Source organism: Pseudocolwellia antarctica, assembly GCF_049933045.1.
Taxonomy (GTDB): Bacteria; Pseudomonadota; Gammaproteobacteria; order Enterobacterales; family Alteromonadaceae; genus Pseudocolwellia.
The window spans coordinates 2407480-2426325 of record NZ_CP187926.1 but is presented as its reverse complement, the minus strand read 5'-3'; the positions used below and the strand labels follow the sequence as shown (position 1 = coordinate 2426325).

Sequence of the window (18846 nt, the reverse complement as noted above, 5' to 3'; positions counted from 1 at the left end):
ATGAAAAGGGGGCTTAACGTGTCCTCTTTTTATAATTAGATTATTCCCAACAAAACTAAGTATCTACATCCATGTGGGTAACAAGGTTAAACTGGAAAATAGCTTATTGAGTCACTTTGCTTATTCTGAGCTGAGGTTATATAAGCTAATTAGAAGTATAAAGAGAAAATACATGACAAAAAACTTAAGTGTTTTAATTACTGGATGTTCTACAGGTATTGGTTTCGACACCGCAATTACATTATTAGATAAGGGTTACAAGGTTTTTGCTACAGCCCGTCAACAATCAGATGTAGATAAATTAAAAACGCTAGGTTTACAGGCTCATCAATTAGACCTGATGGACGAAGCTTCAATTGAACAAGCTTTTAATTGGGTTATGGAGCAAACAGGTGGAGAGCTTTACGCACTATTTAATAATGGTGCTTATGGTCAAGCCGGCGCTTTAGAAGACTTACCATCGCAAGCTTTAAAAGAACAATTTCAGACAAACGTATTTGGTTGGCATCACTTAACAACACTTGTTATTCCTATTATGCGCAAGCAAGGTTTTGGTCGAATTATACAAAACAGTTCCGTGCTAGGTTTAGTGGCTATGCCATATCGCGGTGCTTATAACGCGTCTAAATTTGCGATAGAAGGTTACACTGATACATTAAGGTTAGAGCTTACAGGTAGTGGTATTCAAGTGGTATTAATTGAGCCAGGTCCAATAGAAACAAAATTTCGAGCCAATGCTTTAGCTAAAACACGAGAGTTTATTGATGTAGAAAACTCAGCCCATAAAGAAAACTACAAAATACAAATCGACCGATTAAGTAAAGAAGAGGGCGGCAATAAGTTTACTCTGCCTGCTTCTGCAGTCACTGAAAAAGTAATACATGCTTTATCGAGTGAAAAAGCTAAAACAAGATATTATGTTACTAAGCCTACTTATATAATGGCTTTCTTAAAAAGAATATTGCCTTTTACTTGGTTAGATAAAATTTTAATTAAAGGTTAGTGTTATTAGCTGTTACCACTAAGCTATTGCATATAAATGTTAAATAGTAGACATAAAAAAGGCAGATTATAAAATCTGCCTTTGTCTTTCAGTTTTGCTAGAAAACCCTTTATCTAAAAATACATCGCCTTAAACTTTAGGGATATGTATTTTCTTTTCAGCAGATTGACGGTAAATAACTAAAGTTTTACCGATTACCTGAATCTTAGTCGCATTTGTTTCTCTACAAATAGCTTCTACGATAAGTGCTTTGGTTTCGCGATCTTCAGCATTAATTTTAACTTTAATTAATTCGTGATGATTTAATGCGAAATCTATTTCTGCAACAACAGCTTCAGTTAAGCCGTTATTACCTAGTAAAACTACTGGTTTAAGCGAATGAGCTAAACCTTTTACATGTTGGATTTGTTTTTTATTTAAGTTCATTAACAATTTTCGTTACAAGTTAGCTTGAATTATCACTATTTTAACTCCATCTTCTTTGTAATACTAATTAATGTTCACTTATTGGTGGTTTAAACGTATTAAAAATTATAAAACACAATACTTTCATCATTATGTTTTATAATTGGCAGGTCTAATAACTAATACCAATTTATATCAATTTAAGCAGAGTTCATGAGTAAGAATAAACAAACCGTTAGCAGCGCACGCTGGATGCAAGAACATTTCGATGATGAATATGTAAAAAAAGCACAGAAATTAGGCTTACGATCTCGAGCTGTCTTTAAGATTGAAGAAATTAATATTAAAGACAAGTTAATTAAACCAGGAATGAAAGTTGTTGATTTAGGTGCTGCTCCAGGTGGATGGTCTGAATATGCAGTTAAAGCTGTAGGTGAGTCAGGGCAAGTTGTTGCTTGTGATATTTTACCAATGGACCCTATTGTTGGCGTTGACTTTCTTGAAGGCGATTTTAGAGAAGAGGCTGTATTAGATGCCTTGCTAACTAGAATTGGTGGAAAAAACATTGATGTTGTTATGTCTGACATGGCTGCAAATATGACAGGGAACGAAACAGCTGACTCAGCTCGAAGTATGTACTTAGTTGAGTTAGCCTTAGAAATGTGTCACCAAGTATTAAAAACCAACGGTTCGTTTGTTGTTAAAGTGTTCCAAGGTGATGGTTTTGATAATTTTGTTAAAGAAGCTCGTAAAGTTTTTAAAACAGTACGAACTCGCAAACCTGATTCTTCAAGAGCAAGATCAAGAGAAGTTTATCTTGTTGCTACGGGATTTAAATAGCAGCCAAAGGTAAATTATAGTAAATTACAGTAAATATAAGTTTAGTTATTCGCTCCATCTTAACTAAGCACATTTTTTAAACATTATGCAAACGTTACAAAGAGGTCATTAAGTTGAGCGATATGGCAAAAAATCTTATTTTATGGTTGGTTATTGCAGTAGTTTTGATGTCGGTATTTCAAAGTTTTACGCCGGACAACAGCAATGAACAACAAGTTGATTACACCCAATTTATCGAAAGTGTTCGTCAAGGACAAGTTCGAGAAGCAACCGTTGATAGAACTGGTGTTATTAAAGGTGTTAAAAGAACAGGCGAAGAATTTGTTGCTGTGATCCCTGGTGGTTACGATCGTGACTTAATTAATGATTTAGTTAAGCAAGGCGTAAAAGCTTCAGGTCAACTACCTGAAGAAACAAGCTTTCTAACAACTATATTTGTTTCTTGGTTCCCAATGATTTTACTAATCGGTGTATGGATATTTTTCATGCGTCAAATGCAAGGCGGTGGCGGTAAAGGCGCTATGTCTTTCGGTAAAAGTAAAGCCAAACTATTAAGTGAAGACCAAATTAAAACAACGTTTTCTGATGTTGCTGGTTGTGATGAAGCTAAAGAAGAAGTCACTGAGCTTGTAGATTACTTAAGAGAACCTTCGAAATTTCAAAAACTCGGTGGACGCATCCCATCAGGTGTATTATTGACTGGTCAACCAGGTACCGGTAAAACCTTATTAGCTAAAGCTATCGCTGGTGAAGCTAAAGTACCGTTTTTCAGTATTTCAGGTTCAGATTTTGTAGAAATGTTTGTTGGTGTTGGTGCTTCACGTGTGCGTGACATGTTTGAACAAGCTAAAAAATCAGCTCCTTGTATTATATTTATCGATGAAATTGATGCCGTAGGCCGTAAGCGTGGTTCAGGTATGGGTGGCGGAAACGATGAACGTGAACAAACACTTAACCAAATGCTTGTTGAAATGGACGGTTTTGAAGGTAATGAAGGTGTAATCGTTATTGCTGCTACTAACCGCCCTGACGTACTAGATGCTGCATTATTAAGACCTGGCCGTTTTGACCGTCAAGTAACGGTTGGTTTACCAGATATTCGTGGCCGCGAACAAATCCTTAAAGTACACATGAGAAAAGTACCATTAGGCGATGATGTTAAAGCATCAGTTATCGCACGTGGTACTCCTGGATTTTCAGGTGCTGATTTAGCTAACTTAGTTAACGAAGCCGCACTTTTTGCAGCTCGTGGTACTCGTCGCGTAGTAGCTATGGAAGAGTTTGAAAAAGCTAAAGACAAAATTTTAATGGGTGCAGAACGTCGCTCTATGGTTATGGATGATGCTGAAAAACAGATGACTGCATACCATGAAGCGGGCCACGCTATTGTTGGGCGCTTAGTACCCGATCATGATCCTGTTTACAAAGTAAGTATTATGCCTCGTGGTCGTGCGTTAGGCGTAACGATGTACTTACCAGAGCAAGACAGATTTAGTCACAGTAAACAGCATTTAGAAAGTAATCTTTCTTCTTTGTATGGTGGTCGTATTGCTGAAGAACTTATTTATGGTTTTGACAAAGTATCTACTGGCGCATCAAACGATATTGAAAGAGCGACAGATTTAGCACGTAAAATGGTTACACAATGGGGCTTTTCTGAAAAAATGGGCCCTATGTTATTTGCTCCAGACGAAAATGAAAGTTACATGGGTAACGCTTCTAAATTCTCTGACGATACAGCAAAAGCTATTGATGATGAAATCAAAGAATTTGTAAACCGTAACTATAAAAGAGCGGAACAAATTCTTAAAGATAACAGAGATATTTTAGAAGCGATGAAAGATGCATTAATGGAATATGAAACCATTGATTCACTTCAAGTAGATGATTTAATGAATAGAAAGCCAGTACGTGAACCCGCTAGCTTTTCTAATAAAGATGTAGACTCTAATACAGATAGTAAACCACCCAAAGCAGATGTTAAAAAAGATGATGAAGCTGATTTAACAACTCCAACGGATGTTCCTGCTAAATAGCAGAAACAGTTAACATTGTTCATAGCCTCAATATGTTGCTTTTACATTATGTAGAATTCAACTATCGAGGCTTTGTTATATCTAAAGGTTAAAGAATATTATTTTTATATGATAAATAACAAATACTCTATCAAACCGACTGCTGATGTTATGGGGATTTTAAATGTAACCCCTGATTCATTTTCAGACGGTGGTAAATTTACGCAAATTGATCGAGCTTTATTACAAGTAGAGCAAATGATTGAAAACGGCGCTTCTATTATTGATATTGGTGGAGAGTCTACTCGTCCTGGTGCCTTAGACGTTGCTGAAACAGATGAGGTTGAGCGTGTTATACCGCTATTAAAGGCGATTAAACAGCGATTTGATATCAAAGTATCAATAGATACAAATAAAGCAAGAGTCATGGCTGAATCTATAGCGCATCAAGCGGATATTATTAACGACGTAAGAGCACTACAAAACGAAGGCTGTTTAGCTGTAATGGCACAAACAGACTTACCTATATGCTTAATGCATATGCAAGGTTTACCAAGAACAATGCAGGTAAAACCTCAGTATGATGATTTAATAAAAGACATACACACATTTTTCGAAGCCCGCATTGCTGCTTGTAATCAGGTAGGAATAGCAACAGATAGGATCATTCTAGATCCAGGCTTTGGTTTTGGAAAAACACTTGAACAGAATTTTGAATTGCTGGCTAAAATCTCATCCTTTAAAGCTTTTGGTTTACCTATCCTTGCAGGATTATCACGTAAATCAATGTTAGGGAACTTACTCAACAGAGAAGTTGGAGAACGTTTAGCGGGCAGTATTACAACAGCTGTGATAGCAGCGCAGCAGGGCGCAAATATTATTCGTGTACACGACGTGAAAGAAACCGTTGATGCATTGAAAGTACTTGCGACTGTTAATCAATTTAAAAAATAATAAACAAGGATATTAACATGTCGGAAAGACGCTATTTTGGTACCGATGGTATCAGAGGTTTAGTGGGTAAATACCCAATAACACCAGATTTTGTAATGAAGCTAGGTTACGCTGCAGGTAAAGTATTAGCAGCTAAAGGTACTAAGAAAGTTCTTATTGGTAAAGACACGCGTATTTCAGGTTACATGCTTGAATCAGCATTAGAAGCGGGCTTTTCAGCTGCAGGTGTAGACATCGGTTTATTGGGACCTATGCCAACGCCAGGTATTGCTTATTTAACTAAAACATTCCGTGCTCAAGCAGGTATTGTTATTAGTGCGTCACACAATCCATTTTACGATAACGGTATAAAATTCTTCTCGCAAGACGGTCAAAAATTACCAGATGATATCGAATTAGCCATTGAAGCTGAATTAGACAAAGAAATGATTTGTGTTGAGTCAGCCAAACTGGGTAAAGCAAGCCGTATTGCCGATGCTGCTGGTCGTTATATCGAATTTTGTAAAAGTAACTTCCCTAACAGATTCTCATTAAGCCATCTAAAAATTGTTGTCGATTGTGCTCATGGCGCTACTTATCATATTGCTCCAGATGTATTTCGTGAACTAGGCGCTACTGTTATTGAAATTGGTGCTCAACCTAACGGCACTAATATTAATGATGGCTGTGGTGCTACGTCAATGGGCGCTATCAGTAAAGCAGTAGTAGAGCATAAAGCTGACTTAGGTATCGCACTAGATGGCGATGGCGACCGTTTAATGATGGTTGATCATACCGGTTATGTACTTGATGGTGATGAATGTGTATTTGTTATCGCCAGTAACGACATCAAGTCAGGCAAAATGAAAGGCGGTGTTGTTGGTACATTAATGAGCAACATGGGTCTAGAGCTTGCTCTTAAAGAAATGGGCGTTCCATTTGCACGTAGTAATGTTGGTGATCGTTATGTAATGGAAATGCTTAAAGAAAAAGGTTGGCAATTAGGTGCTGAAAACTCAGGGCATGTAATAAACCTTAAGCATACATCGACAGGCGACGGTATTATTGCTGCGCTTAATGTATTAACTGCACTTTGTATCAGCGACAAAACCTTACTTGAATTACGTCAAGGTATGACAATGTTGCCGCAAATCTTAGTGAACGTTAGATTTGAAGGTGATCACGATCCAATTATAGCTGATAATGTTATCGCAAAAGTGAATGAAGTTAATCAAACGCTTGAGGGAAGAGGTCGTGTTTTATTAAGAAAATCAGGTACTGAACCTTTGATCCGTGTAATGGTTGAAGGACCAGATTTAGAAGAAGTTACCACATTAGCAAACTTAATTGCTGATGAAGTAAAACTGGCTTCTTAAATCTAAACACATTATAAATTTTTCGTAGAAATCCTTTTACGTTTAAATATTCATCAGTTGAATAAGATATTAAGCATAATACTTGTATCTTATTCGCTAGTTAGTTAATATCTCGCCGCTTAAATGTAGGAATAACTATGCCAAGACAAAGAATAATAGCAGCAAATTGGAAAATGAATGGAAATCTAGCGCTTGTTGATACAATGACAAGTGAGTTGAATAACATTAAATTCTCGGATGATGTAAAAGTTGTAATTTGTCCAAGCTTTGTATATTTAAGTGCGTTATCTGCAAAAATTGCAAATAACAATATTAAATTGGGCGCACAAAACATAAGTGAACATGCAAGTGGAGCGTATACTGGTGAAGTTTCTGCCTATATGCTTAACGAAATGTCTGCTAGTTATGTAATTATTGGTCACTCTGAAAGACGTAGTATCTTTGGTGAAACTGATAAACAAATCGCGCAAAAAGTTAAATTCGCTTTAGCTAACGGTTTAACGCCTATCTTATGTATAGGTGAATCAGAAGCAGAACGCGTAGAAGAAAGAACAGATGCTGTATTATCTCAACAGTTACAACCTGTTATAGATGAAATAGGTATCGAAAGTTTTAAAGATGTTGTTATTGCATATGAGCCTGTATGGGCTATAGGTACAGGAAAAACAGCATCTCCGGAAATGGCACAAGAAACTCATCAATTTATTCGCCAGTTTTTAGCTAAAAACAATGCTGAAATTGCCGAAGGTGTGTCATTATTATATGGCGGTAGTGTTAATGCTGCTAATAGTAAAGAATTATTCGCACAAACGGATATAGACGGTGGTCTTATCGGTGGTGCTAGTTTAAAAGTCGACGAATTCAAAATAATTTGTTCGGCAGCTCAAGGATCATAAAATGTTATATCAAGTATTAATCATTATATATTTAATCGTAGCTTTGTGTTTAATCGGCTTAGTGCTTATTCAACATGGTAAAGGTGCAGACATGGGCGCTTCATTTGGAGCAGGCTCTTCAGCAACTATTTTTGGTTCAAGTGGTTCTGGTAACTTTTTAACAAAAGCTACAACTTGGTTAGCCATTGCTTTCTTCGCAATCAGCTTAGTGTTAGGTAACTTAACAGCTAACAAAGTTAAATCAGTTGATGAGTGGAATAACTTAGAGACAGGTATTGAACAATCAATTCCTTCTGATAGCGATATCCCTACAGATACTATTACTCCAGCAGTTAATAACGCAGATGTTCCAGCTAGTACACCTAAAGCTGTAAAAGAAAGCGATATACCTGAGTAATAAAATTAAGTTAGCTAAAACCTCAAATTAGCGAAATAACTTAAAGAATATAAAGTTTATATTTAGTAATGCGGATGTGGCGGAATTGGTAGACGCGTCAGCTTGAGGGGCTGGTGACTTAGGTCGTGGGGGTTCAAGTCCCCCCATCCGCACCACTGAATATAGTCTTGAAAATATAAAATAGAGCTTTAATACCTAATCGTATCAAAGCTCTTTTTTTTGTCAGAAATTTAATATTTCATAAAAGTGACTTTTAATTATTATTTAATAAAGCAAAATAACTTTATTATTTTATTAAAATAAACAGATTAATCCGAGGCAAACATGGCATCAGCTCAGTTACATAATAGTTTTCGTAAATATCATCGTTGGCTTGGTTTTTTCTTAGCTGGAATAATGGCTATTTACGCAATCAGCGGCATATTATTGATATTTAGACCTACTGAATTTATGAAATTCCCAACCACTGAAATACGCCAATTAGCGCCAGGGCTTGAAGCTCAAAAGCTAGGTAAAACTATTCGTATGAAAGGTTTCGAAATTAAATCAGAATCTGACGATATGATTGTTTTCAATTCAGGCGAATACAATAAAGCGACAGGTGAAACGGTAATTAACAAGATGGATTATCCATTACCTTTAGCTAAATTAGTTAAGCTTCATAAAGCTACTAGTAATAGTCCGCTTTTTATCCTTAATATCAGTTTTGGTATCGCATTGCTCTTTTTTGTAATTTCAGCATTTTTAATGTTTATGCCTAAAGCTAAAAGTTTAAAAAGCGGTATTCAAATTTCTATAGTAGGTGCTTTATTCGCATTAATTGTTGTTATTTTGGGATCTTAAAGCCTAGGGTCTGTTGACCTTTCGAGATTGTTTTTACAGCAAGGTGTTTGATATTTAGACAAGGCGGAGTCTGTGATGTGTAGCTAGCTACTCGAACAGACGATAACGTGGTATAAATTTCAAACACATGCTGCCCTTTGGGTTCATTTAAAACGAATTTACTCATTGCTGTTCGCTTTTTTAATAGAATAACTATTAGACAAAGCTCACATCGCGATTAAATCCGTTTTAAATTGAATAAAATTTAACCCTGAAAGATCAACAGACCCTATCTTAACCAAAGCCTTTTTATCCCTCTGATTTGATCTTAAATTTATTTTAGAGGGAGGTTAAGGCATCTTTATCTCAATTTTGTTATCCTCCTCTCACTGTATCCATTTTTAACTTTTCTTTAAGTCTCTACAGGACCCCATGGAATGAAAATCCACTCTACTTTTCGTATCTCAATACTTATATCGATAACTGCTTTAATCATGCAATCTTGTACAAGCAATATTAAACAAGAGCCTTTAAAAACAGATATAGCAACGACCCAAATTAAAGCAAATGTGATTGTTTCTGAACAACTCAACATAGTCGAAATTGAAACAGGTACCATCAAAGGTGTTGAGTCTGCAGACCATGTTGAGTTTTTAGGTATACCTTACGCAGAAGCTCCTGTTAAAGCATTACGTTGGGCAGCGCCTAAACCTTATAAAAAATGGAAAGGCATAAAAAATACATCTAAGTTTGGTGCTGACTGTATGCAATTACCATTTCCAGGTGATGCTGCTCCATTAACGGGATCTGTAAGTGAAGACTGTTTATTTATAAATGTATGGAAGCCTAAAAAAGCGGAAGGTAAAAAACTTCCTGTAATGGTTTGGATACATGGAGGAGGCTTTGTTAACGGCGGCTCGTCACCTGATATTTACAGTGGTAAAGCATTTGCAGAATCAGGCGTTATTCTTATCAGTTTTAATTATCGATTAGGACGCTTTGGTTTTTTTGCACATCCTGCCCTTAGTGCTGAACGTGATGCTAATACCGTAGGTACTAATGCTTTAGGTAATTATGCCTTTATGGATCAAATTGCTGCATTGAAATGGATACAACGTAATATTTCAAGCTTTGGTGGCGACGCAAACAATGTCACACTCTTTGGTGAATCGGCAGGTGGACGTTCAGTGAATGCCTTAATGCTTTCTCCTCAATCTAAAGGATTATTTCATAAAGCTATTGCTCAATCAGCTGGTGGACGAAGCTCTAAAGTTAGCCCTGATTTATATTTAAATAAAAAAGTATTGAATAAGCTCACCCAAATTAACGATCAAGAACAATACGCAGAAGACTACGGAATCGCTTTTGCTAAAAGTGTAGGTGTTGAAGGTTCAGATCAACAAGCCTTAAAGCAACTTCGACTTTTACCTGCTGACAAAGTGGTTAGCGGATTGAATTTGAGCAGTATGAATAACGTGATGACCTACAGCGGACCTATGATTGACGGTAAGCTAGTTGTTGAAAGTGATGAAGACGGCTTTAGCAAAGGTCATCAAATGAAAATACCGCATATTGTTGGCGCTAACGAACTTGAGTGGGGATTTTTAGACGATTTCGCACCACAGGCCGCTAAAGGTATTGCTGCTAGAACATTAGAGAAAGCAGGCGAGCGTCGTAAACAATTCATGAGTGCTTATCAGCCACATCTGCTTAGAGGTAATAAGAATACAAGAGACATAGACTTAGCGCTTTTAGGATCTATGATACATGGCGACACCGCTTTCGTTGAACCCTCGCGTTATGTTGCACGTAAACTTGCTGCAAACTCACAACCTGTATGGTTATACCGATTTAACTACGTACCTACACATTTGGTAGGTAAAGTTAAAGGCGCATACCATGCCACTGAAATTCCTTATGTATTTAACACTGGCATTCAGCAATATGGCGATAACTTCACACAAGCAGATCAAAAGGTTGCAGATTTTATGCATAACTACTGGGTTGATTTTGCTAAATCAGGAACCCCTGCAGTTATAAATCAGCCAGTGTGGACAACCTACGACCAAAAGAACGAACAAGTTATCGAATTTAACACTATGGGTGCTGAAGCTAAAAAAGACCCATTATTTGAGCGTTTGAATGAGCTAGAGCTAACTTTATAGTGATTCAACGAGTTTGTTTATGCTTTTAGCTCTGTAATAGAAAAAGACTTACACAATAATTTAAAGCGACTTTTTAAATAGATATATTTACTTACTTGAAATATCTCGATTTCATTAGGGGAGCACTTTCAAATTATGTTAGGATCTGTTGATCTTTCAGGGTTGAATTTTATTCAATTTAAAACAGATTTAATCGAGATGTGAGCTTTGTCTAATAGTTATTCTCGGCTTTGTCTCCTGAGTCGCCCTATCTTCTGCATCCATGCAGTCGTATTAAAAAAGCGAACACGGGTTATACGTTCCAACATAACCCAAGTACCTATATCCATGTAGGCAGCAATGAGTAAATTCATTTTAAATGAACCCAAAGGGCAGTATGTGTTTGAAATTCCTAACTTTGGATAGACAGGGCGTTATCGTCTGTTCGAGTAGCTAGCTACACGTCACAGACTCCGTCTTGTCTAAATATCAAACACCTTGCTGTAAAAATAATCTCGAAAGATCAACTGACCCTAGTATTTTTTCGATAATAGATGTGGTGATTTACATTGATAAATAGATTTGTTGTAAGCGTAATAATAGTGATTTCGGTTGTTTTACAATCGTTCGTCTCTATCGCTGCGCCTATTGAAAATCACCAAATTGATATTGAGCATATTCAAACTGAACATCATCATGTTGACGACGCGCAATTATTGCAAAAGTCTGATTCTAACGAAGAACACGACATTTCAGACTGCCACCATTGTAACCACTGTAATGGCTCACATTTATCATGGATGACTATTAAAAACAATTCAACTCAGCCAATATTCTCTTTCTCTCATGTATTTCAGTATTTAACGGTTATACATCAAGACATTTTTGAAACCTCTTTTAGACCTCCAATAGCTTAATTTATTTAAATGTTCATCAGCCTTAAGTGGCTAATTGTTTAATTTATTAAATTAAGAGATTTTATGTATATATTGAAAAATTATGCAGGTTTTATCCTGTGTTTAGGGATCATTGTGTATCCCAACTTAACTGTCGCCAACGATAAAGTATCATCAGAAACTTGGCTAGATTCACAAATTATTAATAGTCCTGAAGTTATCGAAGCGCAAGCGCTATTAAAGGCTTCAACCCATAAAGTAAATAGCGCATCTCAAGCCATTTATAATCCCAATTTTGAATCAAGTTATGAGCGTGAGGGTGACTACAATAATTACTCTTTCGGCTTGAGCCAAACTCTTGATATGGGAGATAAGCGCTCTATTAATCAAAGTATCGCGCAAATGGATCACTTTGTTAATCAACAGCGATTAAAGCGCGTTATTGAAACAAAAAAAGCGCATGCCTTGTCTGCATTAATTGAATGGAATGCGGCTAAACAATCGTCTTTCATCGCTTTAGAACAAGAAAATCAGCTTGAAACTTTATTAAGTATTGTTGATGAGAAAAAGAGCGCAGGTATTTTAGGGCAGCTTGATGTCGAACTTACTTATCTAAGTTTATCTCAAACCTTGTCAAATATAGCTGACTATCAATTAAAACTTAAAAGCGCAGAAATAAAAGTTCAAGAGCTTTTACCTAACTGGACTGCTGAAAAGTTTATGCTTCCTGAAGAAGGGCTAGGTGTTGATAGTTATCTCGTAAATCCAGAATGGATTGATAATCATCCAAACATAGAAGTAGCTAAAACTCAGTGGAAAATTAAACAGAAACAAGCACAGCTTACCTCTGCCAAATCTAATATAGATCCCACCATAAGTATTAACGCGGGAAAAAACACCGAGGAAAATACAATAGGTATTACGCTCTCAATACCGTTGAACATTAGAAATAATTATTCAGACGATATTAAGGCGGCATACACCGAATCAAATGCAGCTGAAGCGAGTTACCAATCCATTCATAGAACACAGACGTTCAAGGTTAAAGCAAACTTTGAATCCGTTATTACAAATAAAAAATATTTTGAAAAGTGGCAATCACTTATGTCTGGTCGCGCGCGAAGTAGTGCCAAGCTACTGAAAATAAGCTGGGATGCTGGAGACATAAGTACGCCTAATTACTTAATTGCATTAAATCAAAGAGCTGAAGGTTTGTATTCAGGCATTCAATTAGAAACCCTCTTTAAGCTGAGCGAAATAGACTTTCTTCTAAGTATTGGTCAACTTTCTAAATTAAAAATTTAAAGATCAGTTTTATAAAAACATACTTTAAATAAATATATTGGTAATTATTATGAAAATATTAAAAAACAAACTTGTATCAACAATAGTGATAAGTGGTTTAGTTCTTGGCTTTTATAGTCAAGCTAATGGGTCTAAATCGAATATTGAAAAGCAAAAAACCGAGCTACATAGTAGTCATGATGTTTCAAATAAAGTAGCTGATGATCATGATAGCCATGAGCATAACGAAGAGTCTGAAGCGTTATTAGCTAAAGCACCTAGCGAGCATAACGAAGGTGTTATAACACTTAGTCCACAAAAAATGGCGTTGGCAAATATCAAAGTAAAAGCTATCACGCCAAAAATTCAATACAGTTCGATATACGCCCCAGGTGAAATTAAAGCTAACGGTTATAAAAGCTTTATGGTGTCTCCACGTACAGAGTCAGTCATTATTAATAGGCATGCAATTTTAGGAGAGCATGTTGAAAAAGGACAAAAGCTGGTCACACTTTTTAGTGAATCTATGGCTCAAGCGCAGGCCGATTACTTAATTGCTTCAACAGAATGGCAACGTATAAAAAAATTAGGTAAGCAAACGGTTAGTGAGAGTCGTTTAGTGCTTTCTGAAACCACATTCAATGCGGCTTATGGCAAGCTTATCGCATTCGGCTTAACTGAAGAGGCGATTAAAGATATTTTTAACATGCCGACCACGTTATTTGGACAATACAGCCTTACGGCGCACGGCTCTGGTGTAGTACTGCAAGATGATTTTTATCAGGGGCAACGAGTGGCAGCAGGTGACTTAGTGATGCTATTAGCCGATGAAGATGACCTTTGGGTAGAAGCTAAAGTATCTCCAAATAAAAAGTTTGAATTATCCATTAATTCACCTGCAATCGTGCAGTTTGCAGGTCATAACTACAAAGCTAAAGTTATTCAAGAAGCTCACACTATTGACCCTATTACGCGAACCAGAATAATCAGATTATCAGTGAAGAATCAAGAAGACAGTTTACATTCAGGCATGTTTGTAAAAATTAACTTCCAATTTGAAACTCAAAATAAAGTGCTGGCTGTTCCTGAAGAAGCGCTGATGAGAAGTGCTGACGGAGATTGGATTGTTTTTGTAGAAGATCATCCTGGTGAGTTTGCGGCTGTTGAAGTTAATTTAGGTCGAGCTTTAGGTGATTTAAGAGAAATTAGTGGATTAGAAAGTGGCAGCCGCGTTGTCACACAGGGCGCATTCTTTGTTGCTTCTGAAATAGCCAAAGGCGGATTTGATCCGCATAACCACTAAGGAGATCGACTATGTTTAATAAAATTATAGACTGGTCTATTAATAATAGGCTGCTGATTGTTATCGCGTTGATCGCTACCATAGTGGCTTCGATAATGGTTATTCCTAAGTTGAATCTTGATGCATTTCCTGATGTAACCAATATTCAAGTCGCTGTAAACACTGAAGCTCCAGGACTTGCTGCCGAAGAAGTTGAACAACTTATTACCTATCCTATCGAAGCAGTAATGTACGCTTTGCCTGATGTAGAACAAGTGAGGTCTATTTCTAAAACGGGCTTGTCTGGTGTAACCGTCGTTTTTAAAGAAGGCACAGATATCTATTTTGCTCGACAGCTTGTTTTTGAACGATTACAAGCGGCTAAAGAGTTTATTCCTGATGGCGTAGGAACACCTGAAATGGGACCAAATACATCAGGTTTAGGACAAATTTATCAGTATCTTCTTATTGCCGATAAATACTCTGGTTATGATTCTACGACCTTAAGAAGCTTGAACGACTGGATTGTTAAATTATTAATTATGCCTGTTGACGGCGTAACCGATGTTTTATCGTTTGGTGGAAATGTTAAGCAATATCAAGTCAATGTAGACCCTTCTAAGTTATTGTCTTATGAACTAACCCAAGACGATGTTGTGCATGCATTAGATGTTAACAACGCTAATGTTGGTGGCTGGTATATGAATCGAGGTCAAGAACAACTCGTTATTCGAGGAACTGGTTGGTTTAAAAGCGGTGATGAAGGTATTAAGGATATTTCACAAGTACCCGTTAAAACCGTTGGTGGCACAGTCGTTATGGTTTCAGACGTCGCTAAGATTGTTATGGGCAGTGAGATCCGTCAAGGCGCAGCCACTATGACTCGTCGAGATGAACACGGCGATATAGAAAAGCTAGGTGAAGTAGTTTCAGGCATTGTACTAAAACGCATGGGATCCAATACAAAAGCGACGATTGATGGCGTTAACGAAAGAATAGCATTGATCCGTCAAGCATTGCCTGATGGTGTACGTTTTGAAGCCTTTTACGACCAAGCTGATTTAATTGAGCAAGCTGTAAATACAGTAGTTGAAGCGTTAGCATTGGCTTTTATATTTATCGCGATTGTACTGGCGTTATTTTTAATGAATATACGCGCAACGCTGCTTGTACTTATCTCGATACCTATCTCAATCGGGATCGCATTAATGATCATGGCGTGGTGGGGCATTTCAGCAAACTTAATGTCACTCGGTGGTATAGCCGTTGCTATAGGCATGTTAGTAGATGGCTCTGTCGTCATGGTTGAAAATATGTTTAAGCATCTTAATAAACCTGATCTTACCGATGTTGAACAGGCTCAAAAACTTAATCATTCTGAAAAACAAAGCTCAACAACCGATGAAAAGCATCAGCCAATTGAATGCAACAACCATAGTATAGAGCTACGTTTAAAAGACGCAGGAAAAGAAGTCGCAAGACCTATATTTTTTGCTGCAGCGATAATACTTGTAGTTTTCACTCCACTTTTTAGTTTTGAAGGTGTTGAAGCTAAGTTATTTCAGCCGATGGCGATAAGCATTATTTTAGCTGTAGTTTCTGCTATCGCGGTTGCATTGTTTGTTGTTCCTGCATTAGCTACCTTTATGTTTAAAAAAGGCGTTAAAGAAAGAGAAAGCTTTGTACTTAAACCACTTGATAAGCTTTATCGAAAAGGCTTAAAAGTCGCTTTAAATAATACTAAGATTGTAGTGGTAGCATCCGTTGTTTTACTTATTTCAGCGCTGATCACTATTCCTCAAATAGGTACAGAATTTGTGCCAGAACTAGAGGAGGGCACTATCAATTTAAGAGCAACATTAGCTCCATCGGCAAGTTTAGAAACAGCACTTAGCGTATCTCCTATTCTTGAAGAAAAGTTAATGGCGTTTCCTGAAGTCACTTACGCGTTAAGTCGTATAGGACGTGCAGAAATAGGAGGCGATCCAGAACCTGTAAACAATATAGAAATATATATCGGACTAAAGCCAGTTTCTGAGTGGACGAGCGCTTCAAATCGCTATGAACTTCAAGATTTGATGGAACGTAGCTTGGAAGATTATCCTGGATTACTCTTAAACTTTTCACAGCCAATCGCAACACGGGTTGATGAATTACTATCGGGTGTTAAAGCACAGCTTGCAATAAAACTCTTTGGTCCTGAATTAGATGTATTAGCACAAAAAGGTCAAGAAATTGAGCGTGTTATTAAAACCATAGAAGGTGCTCGAGATGTTGCATTAGAGCAAATTGTAGGTGAAGCTCAACTGGTTATATCGCCTGACAGACAGCAACTATCACGTTTCGGTTTAGCCGTTGGTGATGTAATGGATGTGGTTAAAGATGGAATTGGTGGCGTTGCTGCAGGTCAAATTATTAATGGTAATGAGCGATACGATATTTATGTTCGAATTGAAGAGGAATATCGTAAAAGCAAAGATGCTATTGCTGATATTAGACTAAAATCTCCTAGCGGCACTTGGGTGCGTTTAGGCGATGTTGCATCAGTCACCTATGAGTCAGGACCACCTCAAGTTAGACGAGATGATGTGCAGCGACGAGTGGTTATTCAAGCCAATGTACAAGGTCGTGATATGGGTAGTGTGGTTACAGACATTAAAGCTATGGTAGAGGAAAAAGTTGACTTGCCAGCAGGATATTCAATCTCGATAGGTGGTCAGTATGAAAACCAAGAACGAGCACAGAAAAAGCTTTCCGTTGTTGTGCCTCTATCTTTGGTGTTAATAGCGTTATTACTTTATTTTGCTTTTGGCTCGGTTGGACAAGCACTGCTTATTTTAGTGAATGTACCATTGGCCGTTATCGGCGGCGTTTTCGCTCTGTATATTTCAGGCCAATATTTATCAGTACCTAGCGCTGTGGGCTTTATTACCTTATTTGGTGTTGCTGTATTAAATGGCGTGGTTATGGTTGAAAGTATTAATAAACTAATAGCCGATGGAATAGATAGTTCGAAGGCTGTATTCGAAGGCGCTACTTCACGCTTAAGACCTGTGCTAATGACAGCCATCACATCAGCATTAGGGTTAATCCCCATGTTAATGTCAAATGGTGTGGGAGCTGAAATACAAAGACCGTTAGCAACTGTAATTGTTGGAGGTTTAGTAACAGCAACCTTGCTAACGCTTTTTGTTCTACCTGTTTTATATAGCAGGTTTTCAAAAGAGAAGATTAAAGAGTTAAGTGCCTAATTTATTGATAGAATTAAGTAGCTAACTCATTAAATATTTAATCCACATTGCACATTGCACATTCTTCATTGCAAGTTGTGATGTGGATTATTCCTGTATCAAACAAGCTTAATAGGTACAAAGTATGTCAAATAGTCACAATCATCATAGCCATAGCCACGGGCACAGCCATGCTCATCAACATGATGGCAAATTAAATTTAGCCGTATTTATTAATATCTTATTAACTATTGTTCAAATCATTGGTGGTATTTTATCAGGTAGCCTCTCTCTTATCGCTGATGCATTACATAACTTGAGTGATGCTGGAGCAATTTTAATTGCCATATTTGCAAGAAAAATTGCCAGAAAACCAGCTAACAGTAAAATGACGTTTGGTTTTAAAAGAGCTGAAATATTAGGTGCATTAATAAATAGCACAACGCTTATTATTGTTGGCTTGTATCTTATATACGAAGCGATAAGTAAATTTTTCAATCCACAACCTGTAGATGGTTGGATAGTCGTTTGGATTGCATCAATCGCACTCATCATTGATGCTGTAACCGCATGGCTTACCTATAAATCTGGCGCTAAAGATAATTTAAATTTAAAAGCCGTATTTATTCATAACATGTCAGATGCATTAGCGTCCGTTGTTGTGATTATTGCAGGTAGCCTTATTATTTTATATCAGTGGTATATAGTCGATTTACTCGCAACGATTGCTATCTCATTCTATGTGATTTATCACGGATATAGTTTGGCTAAAGAAACCATGATTATTTTGATGCAAGCCGTACCTGAAAATATCGATATTGATAAACTAAGTGCAGAACTTGAAAGTTTAGACGTGGTTACAAAAGTGTGGCACCTGCATGTATGGCAGCTTGATGATAAAGAAATATTCCTTGAAACAAGCTTAGCGTTTACACCATCAAACTCAGTGTACGACCTCAATCCTATTAAAGATCTTCTTAAAGAAAAATATGGCATACACCATTCCACAATAGAAAATAGTCCTAATCATGCTTATGAAAATAACTGTTATGATATTCAAAATAGAAAATAAATACTTTGAAATGAGATAGCTAATTTTTCGCCGTAAAGGAAGTACTAAAATAACAGTAACTAAGATTAGAAATTGATTGTCGATGCAATATTAGCTGCATCGACAATCGAGAAAGGAGTGGTGAGAGAAAACAAATATTCTATTGGATTTTATTTATCACTGAATCAGCAATAATTTGTAATGAAACGAATGACATCTACAGTATGGTTTTAGCTTTTCAAATACCTTATATAAAACTATACGATAAAGGC

Annotated in this window: 15 protein-coding genes and 1 tRNA gene; 15 read left to right on the top strand and 1 reads right to left on the bottom strand. The window is 36.9% G+C overall.

What is annotated here, in order from left to right; translation table 11 throughout:
• Positions 1-172 precede the first annotated feature (172 nt).
• Positions 173-1003 (top strand): SDR family oxidoreductase, encoded by an 831-nt coding sequence (locus ACPUVN_RS10510; RefSeq protein ID WP_426369049.1) that lies wholly within the window; start codon positions 173-175, stop codon positions 1001-1003.
• A gap of 129 nt (positions 1004-1132) precedes the next feature.
• Here ACPUVN_RS10510 and yhbY read toward each other — a convergent pair whose 3' ends face one another.
• Positions 1133-1429: a ribosome assembly RNA-binding protein YhbY gene (gene yhbY, locus ACPUVN_RS10505; RefSeq protein WP_426369048.1), complete on the bottom strand. Its 297-nt coding sequence runs from the start codon at positions 1427-1429 to the stop codon at positions 1133-1135.
• Between the two features lie 192 nt (positions 1430-1621).
• Here yhbY and rlmE point away from each other — a divergent pair, with 192 nt between their 5' ends.
• The 14 genes from rlmE (at position 1622) to ACPUVN_RS10435 (ending at position 18595) form a co-directional block, all read left to right on the top strand.
• Positions 1622-2248, top strand: coding sequence for a 23S rRNA (uridine(2552)-2'-O)-methyltransferase RlmE (gene rlmE / locus ACPUVN_RS10500; protein ID WP_426360366.1), 627 nt, complete (start codon positions 1622-1624; stop codon positions 2246-2248).
• Between the two features lie 113 nt (positions 2249-2361).
• Entirely contained in the window at positions 2362-4284 is a 1923-nt protein-coding gene (ftsH, locus tag ACPUVN_RS10495; protein WP_426360367.1) for an ATP-dependent zinc metalloprotease FtsH, read from the top strand.
• 108 nt (positions 4285-4392) lie between these two features.
• The gene (gene folP / locus ACPUVN_RS10490; RefSeq protein ID WP_426360368.1) at positions 4393-5217 is read left to right on the top strand and encodes a dihydropteroate synthase; all 825 of its coding nucleotides are present in this window, start codon (positions 4393-4395) and stop codon (positions 5215-5217) included.
• Between the two features lie 17 nt (positions 5218-5234).
• Complete coding sequence (gene glmM, locus ACPUVN_RS10485; protein ID WP_426360369.1) at positions 5235-6572, top strand: phosphoglucosamine mutase; 1338 nt, start codon at positions 5235-5237, stop codon at positions 6570-6572.
• Between the two features lie 137 nt (positions 6573-6709).
• Positions 6710-7468 carry a triose-phosphate isomerase gene (gene tpiA, locus ACPUVN_RS10480; protein ID WP_426360370.1) on the top strand — a complete coding sequence of 253 codons (759 nt, stop codon included), beginning with the start codon at positions 6710-6712 and terminating at the stop codon, positions 7466-7468.
• Position 7469: 1 nt separating this feature from the next.
• On the top strand, positions 7470-7865 hold the full coding sequence (gene secG / locus ACPUVN_RS10475; protein WP_426360372.1) for a preprotein translocase subunit SecG: 396 nt from the start codon (positions 7470-7472) through the stop codon (positions 7863-7865).
• Between the two features lie 70 nt (positions 7866-7935).
• A tRNA-Leu gene (locus tag ACPUVN_RS10470) sits at positions 7936-8020 on the top strand.
• Positions 8021-8189: 169 nt separating this feature from the next.
• The gene (locus tag ACPUVN_RS10465) at positions 8190-8708 is read left to right on the top strand and encodes a hypothetical protein (RefSeq protein WP_426360373.1); all 519 of its coding nucleotides are present in this window, start codon (positions 8190-8192) and stop codon (positions 8706-8708) included.
• 416 nt (positions 8709-9124) lie between these two features.
• Complete coding sequence (locus tag ACPUVN_RS10460) at positions 9125-10852, top strand: carboxylesterase/lipase family protein (protein ID WP_426369047.1); 1728 nt, start codon at positions 9125-9127, stop codon at positions 10850-10852.
• A gap of 581 nt (positions 10853-11433) precedes the next feature.
• Entirely contained in the window at positions 11434-11748 is a 315-nt protein-coding gene (locus ACPUVN_RS10455; protein ID WP_426360376.1) for a hypothetical protein, read from the top strand.
• A 63-nt stretch (positions 11749-11811) separates the two neighbouring features.
• Complete coding sequence (locus tag ACPUVN_RS10450) at positions 11812-13032, top strand: TolC family protein (protein WP_426369046.1); 1221 nt, start codon at positions 11812-11814, stop codon at positions 13030-13032.
• A 49-nt stretch (positions 13033-13081) separates the two neighbouring features.
• The gene (locus tag ACPUVN_RS10445) at positions 13082-14314 is read left to right on the top strand and encodes an efflux RND transporter periplasmic adaptor subunit (protein WP_426369045.1); all 1233 of its coding nucleotides are present in this window, start codon (positions 13082-13084) and stop codon (positions 14312-14314) included.
• A gap of 11 nt (positions 14315-14325) precedes the next feature.
• Positions 14326-17544, top strand: a complete 3219-nt coding sequence (locus ACPUVN_RS10440) for an efflux RND transporter permease subunit (protein WP_426360379.1) — start codon at positions 14326-14328, stop codon at positions 17542-17544.
• Between the two features lie 124 nt (positions 17545-17668).
• Positions 17669-18595 carry a cation diffusion facilitator family transporter gene (locus ACPUVN_RS10435; protein WP_426360380.1) on the top strand — a complete coding sequence of 309 codons (927 nt, stop codon included), beginning with the start codon at positions 17669-17671 and terminating at the stop codon, positions 18593-18595.
• The last annotated feature ends 251 nt before the right edge of the window (positions 18596-18846 follow it).

Excerpts from the sequence above, each read along its gene's own strand:
- ACPUVN_RS10510 (WP_426369049.1), top strand. The coding sequence starts at position 173 with ATGACAAAAAACTTAAGTGTTTTAATTACTGGATGTTCTACAGGTATT.
- yhbY (WP_426369048.1), bottom strand. The coding sequence starts at position 1,429 with ATGAACTTAAATAAAAAACAAATCCAACATGTAAAAGGTTTAGCTCAT.
- rlmE (WP_426360366.1), top strand. The coding sequence starts at position 1,622 with ATGAGTAAGAATAAACAAACCGTTAGCAGCGCACGCTGGATGCAAGAA.
- folP (WP_426360368.1), top strand. The coding sequence starts at position 4,393 with ATGATAAATAACAAATACTCTATCAAACCGACTGCTGATGTTATGGGG.
- glmM (WP_426360369.1), top strand. The coding sequence starts at position 5,235 with ATGTCGGAAAGACGCTATTTTGGTACCGATGGTATCAGAGGTTTAGTG.
- tpiA (WP_426360370.1), top strand. The coding sequence starts at position 6,710 with ATGCCAAGACAAAGAATAATAGCAGCAAATTGGAAAATGAATGGAAAT.
- secG (WP_426360372.1), top strand. The coding sequence starts at position 7,470 with ATGTTATATCAAGTATTAATCATTATATATTTAATCGTAGCTTTGTGT.
- ACPUVN_RS10465 (WP_426360373.1), top strand. The coding sequence starts at position 8,190 with ATGGCATCAGCTCAGTTACATAATAGTTTTCGTAAATATCATCGTTGG.
- ACPUVN_RS10460 (WP_426369047.1), top strand. The coding sequence starts at position 9,125 with ATGAAAATCCACTCTACTTTTCGTATCTCAATACTTATATCGATAACT.
- ACPUVN_RS10450 (WP_426369046.1), top strand. The coding sequence starts at position 11,812 with ATGTATATATTGAAAAATTATGCAGGTTTTATCCTGTGTTTAGGGATC.
- ACPUVN_RS10445 (WP_426369045.1), top strand. The coding sequence starts at position 13,082 with ATGAAAATATTAAAAAACAAACTTGTATCAACAATAGTGATAAGTGGT.
- ACPUVN_RS10440 (WP_426360379.1), top strand. The coding sequence starts at position 14,326 with ATGTTTAATAAAATTATAGACTGGTCTATTAATAATAGGCTGCTGATT.
- ACPUVN_RS10435 (WP_426360380.1), top strand. The coding sequence starts at position 17,669 with ATGTCAAATAGTCACAATCATCATAGCCATAGCCACGGGCACAGCCAT.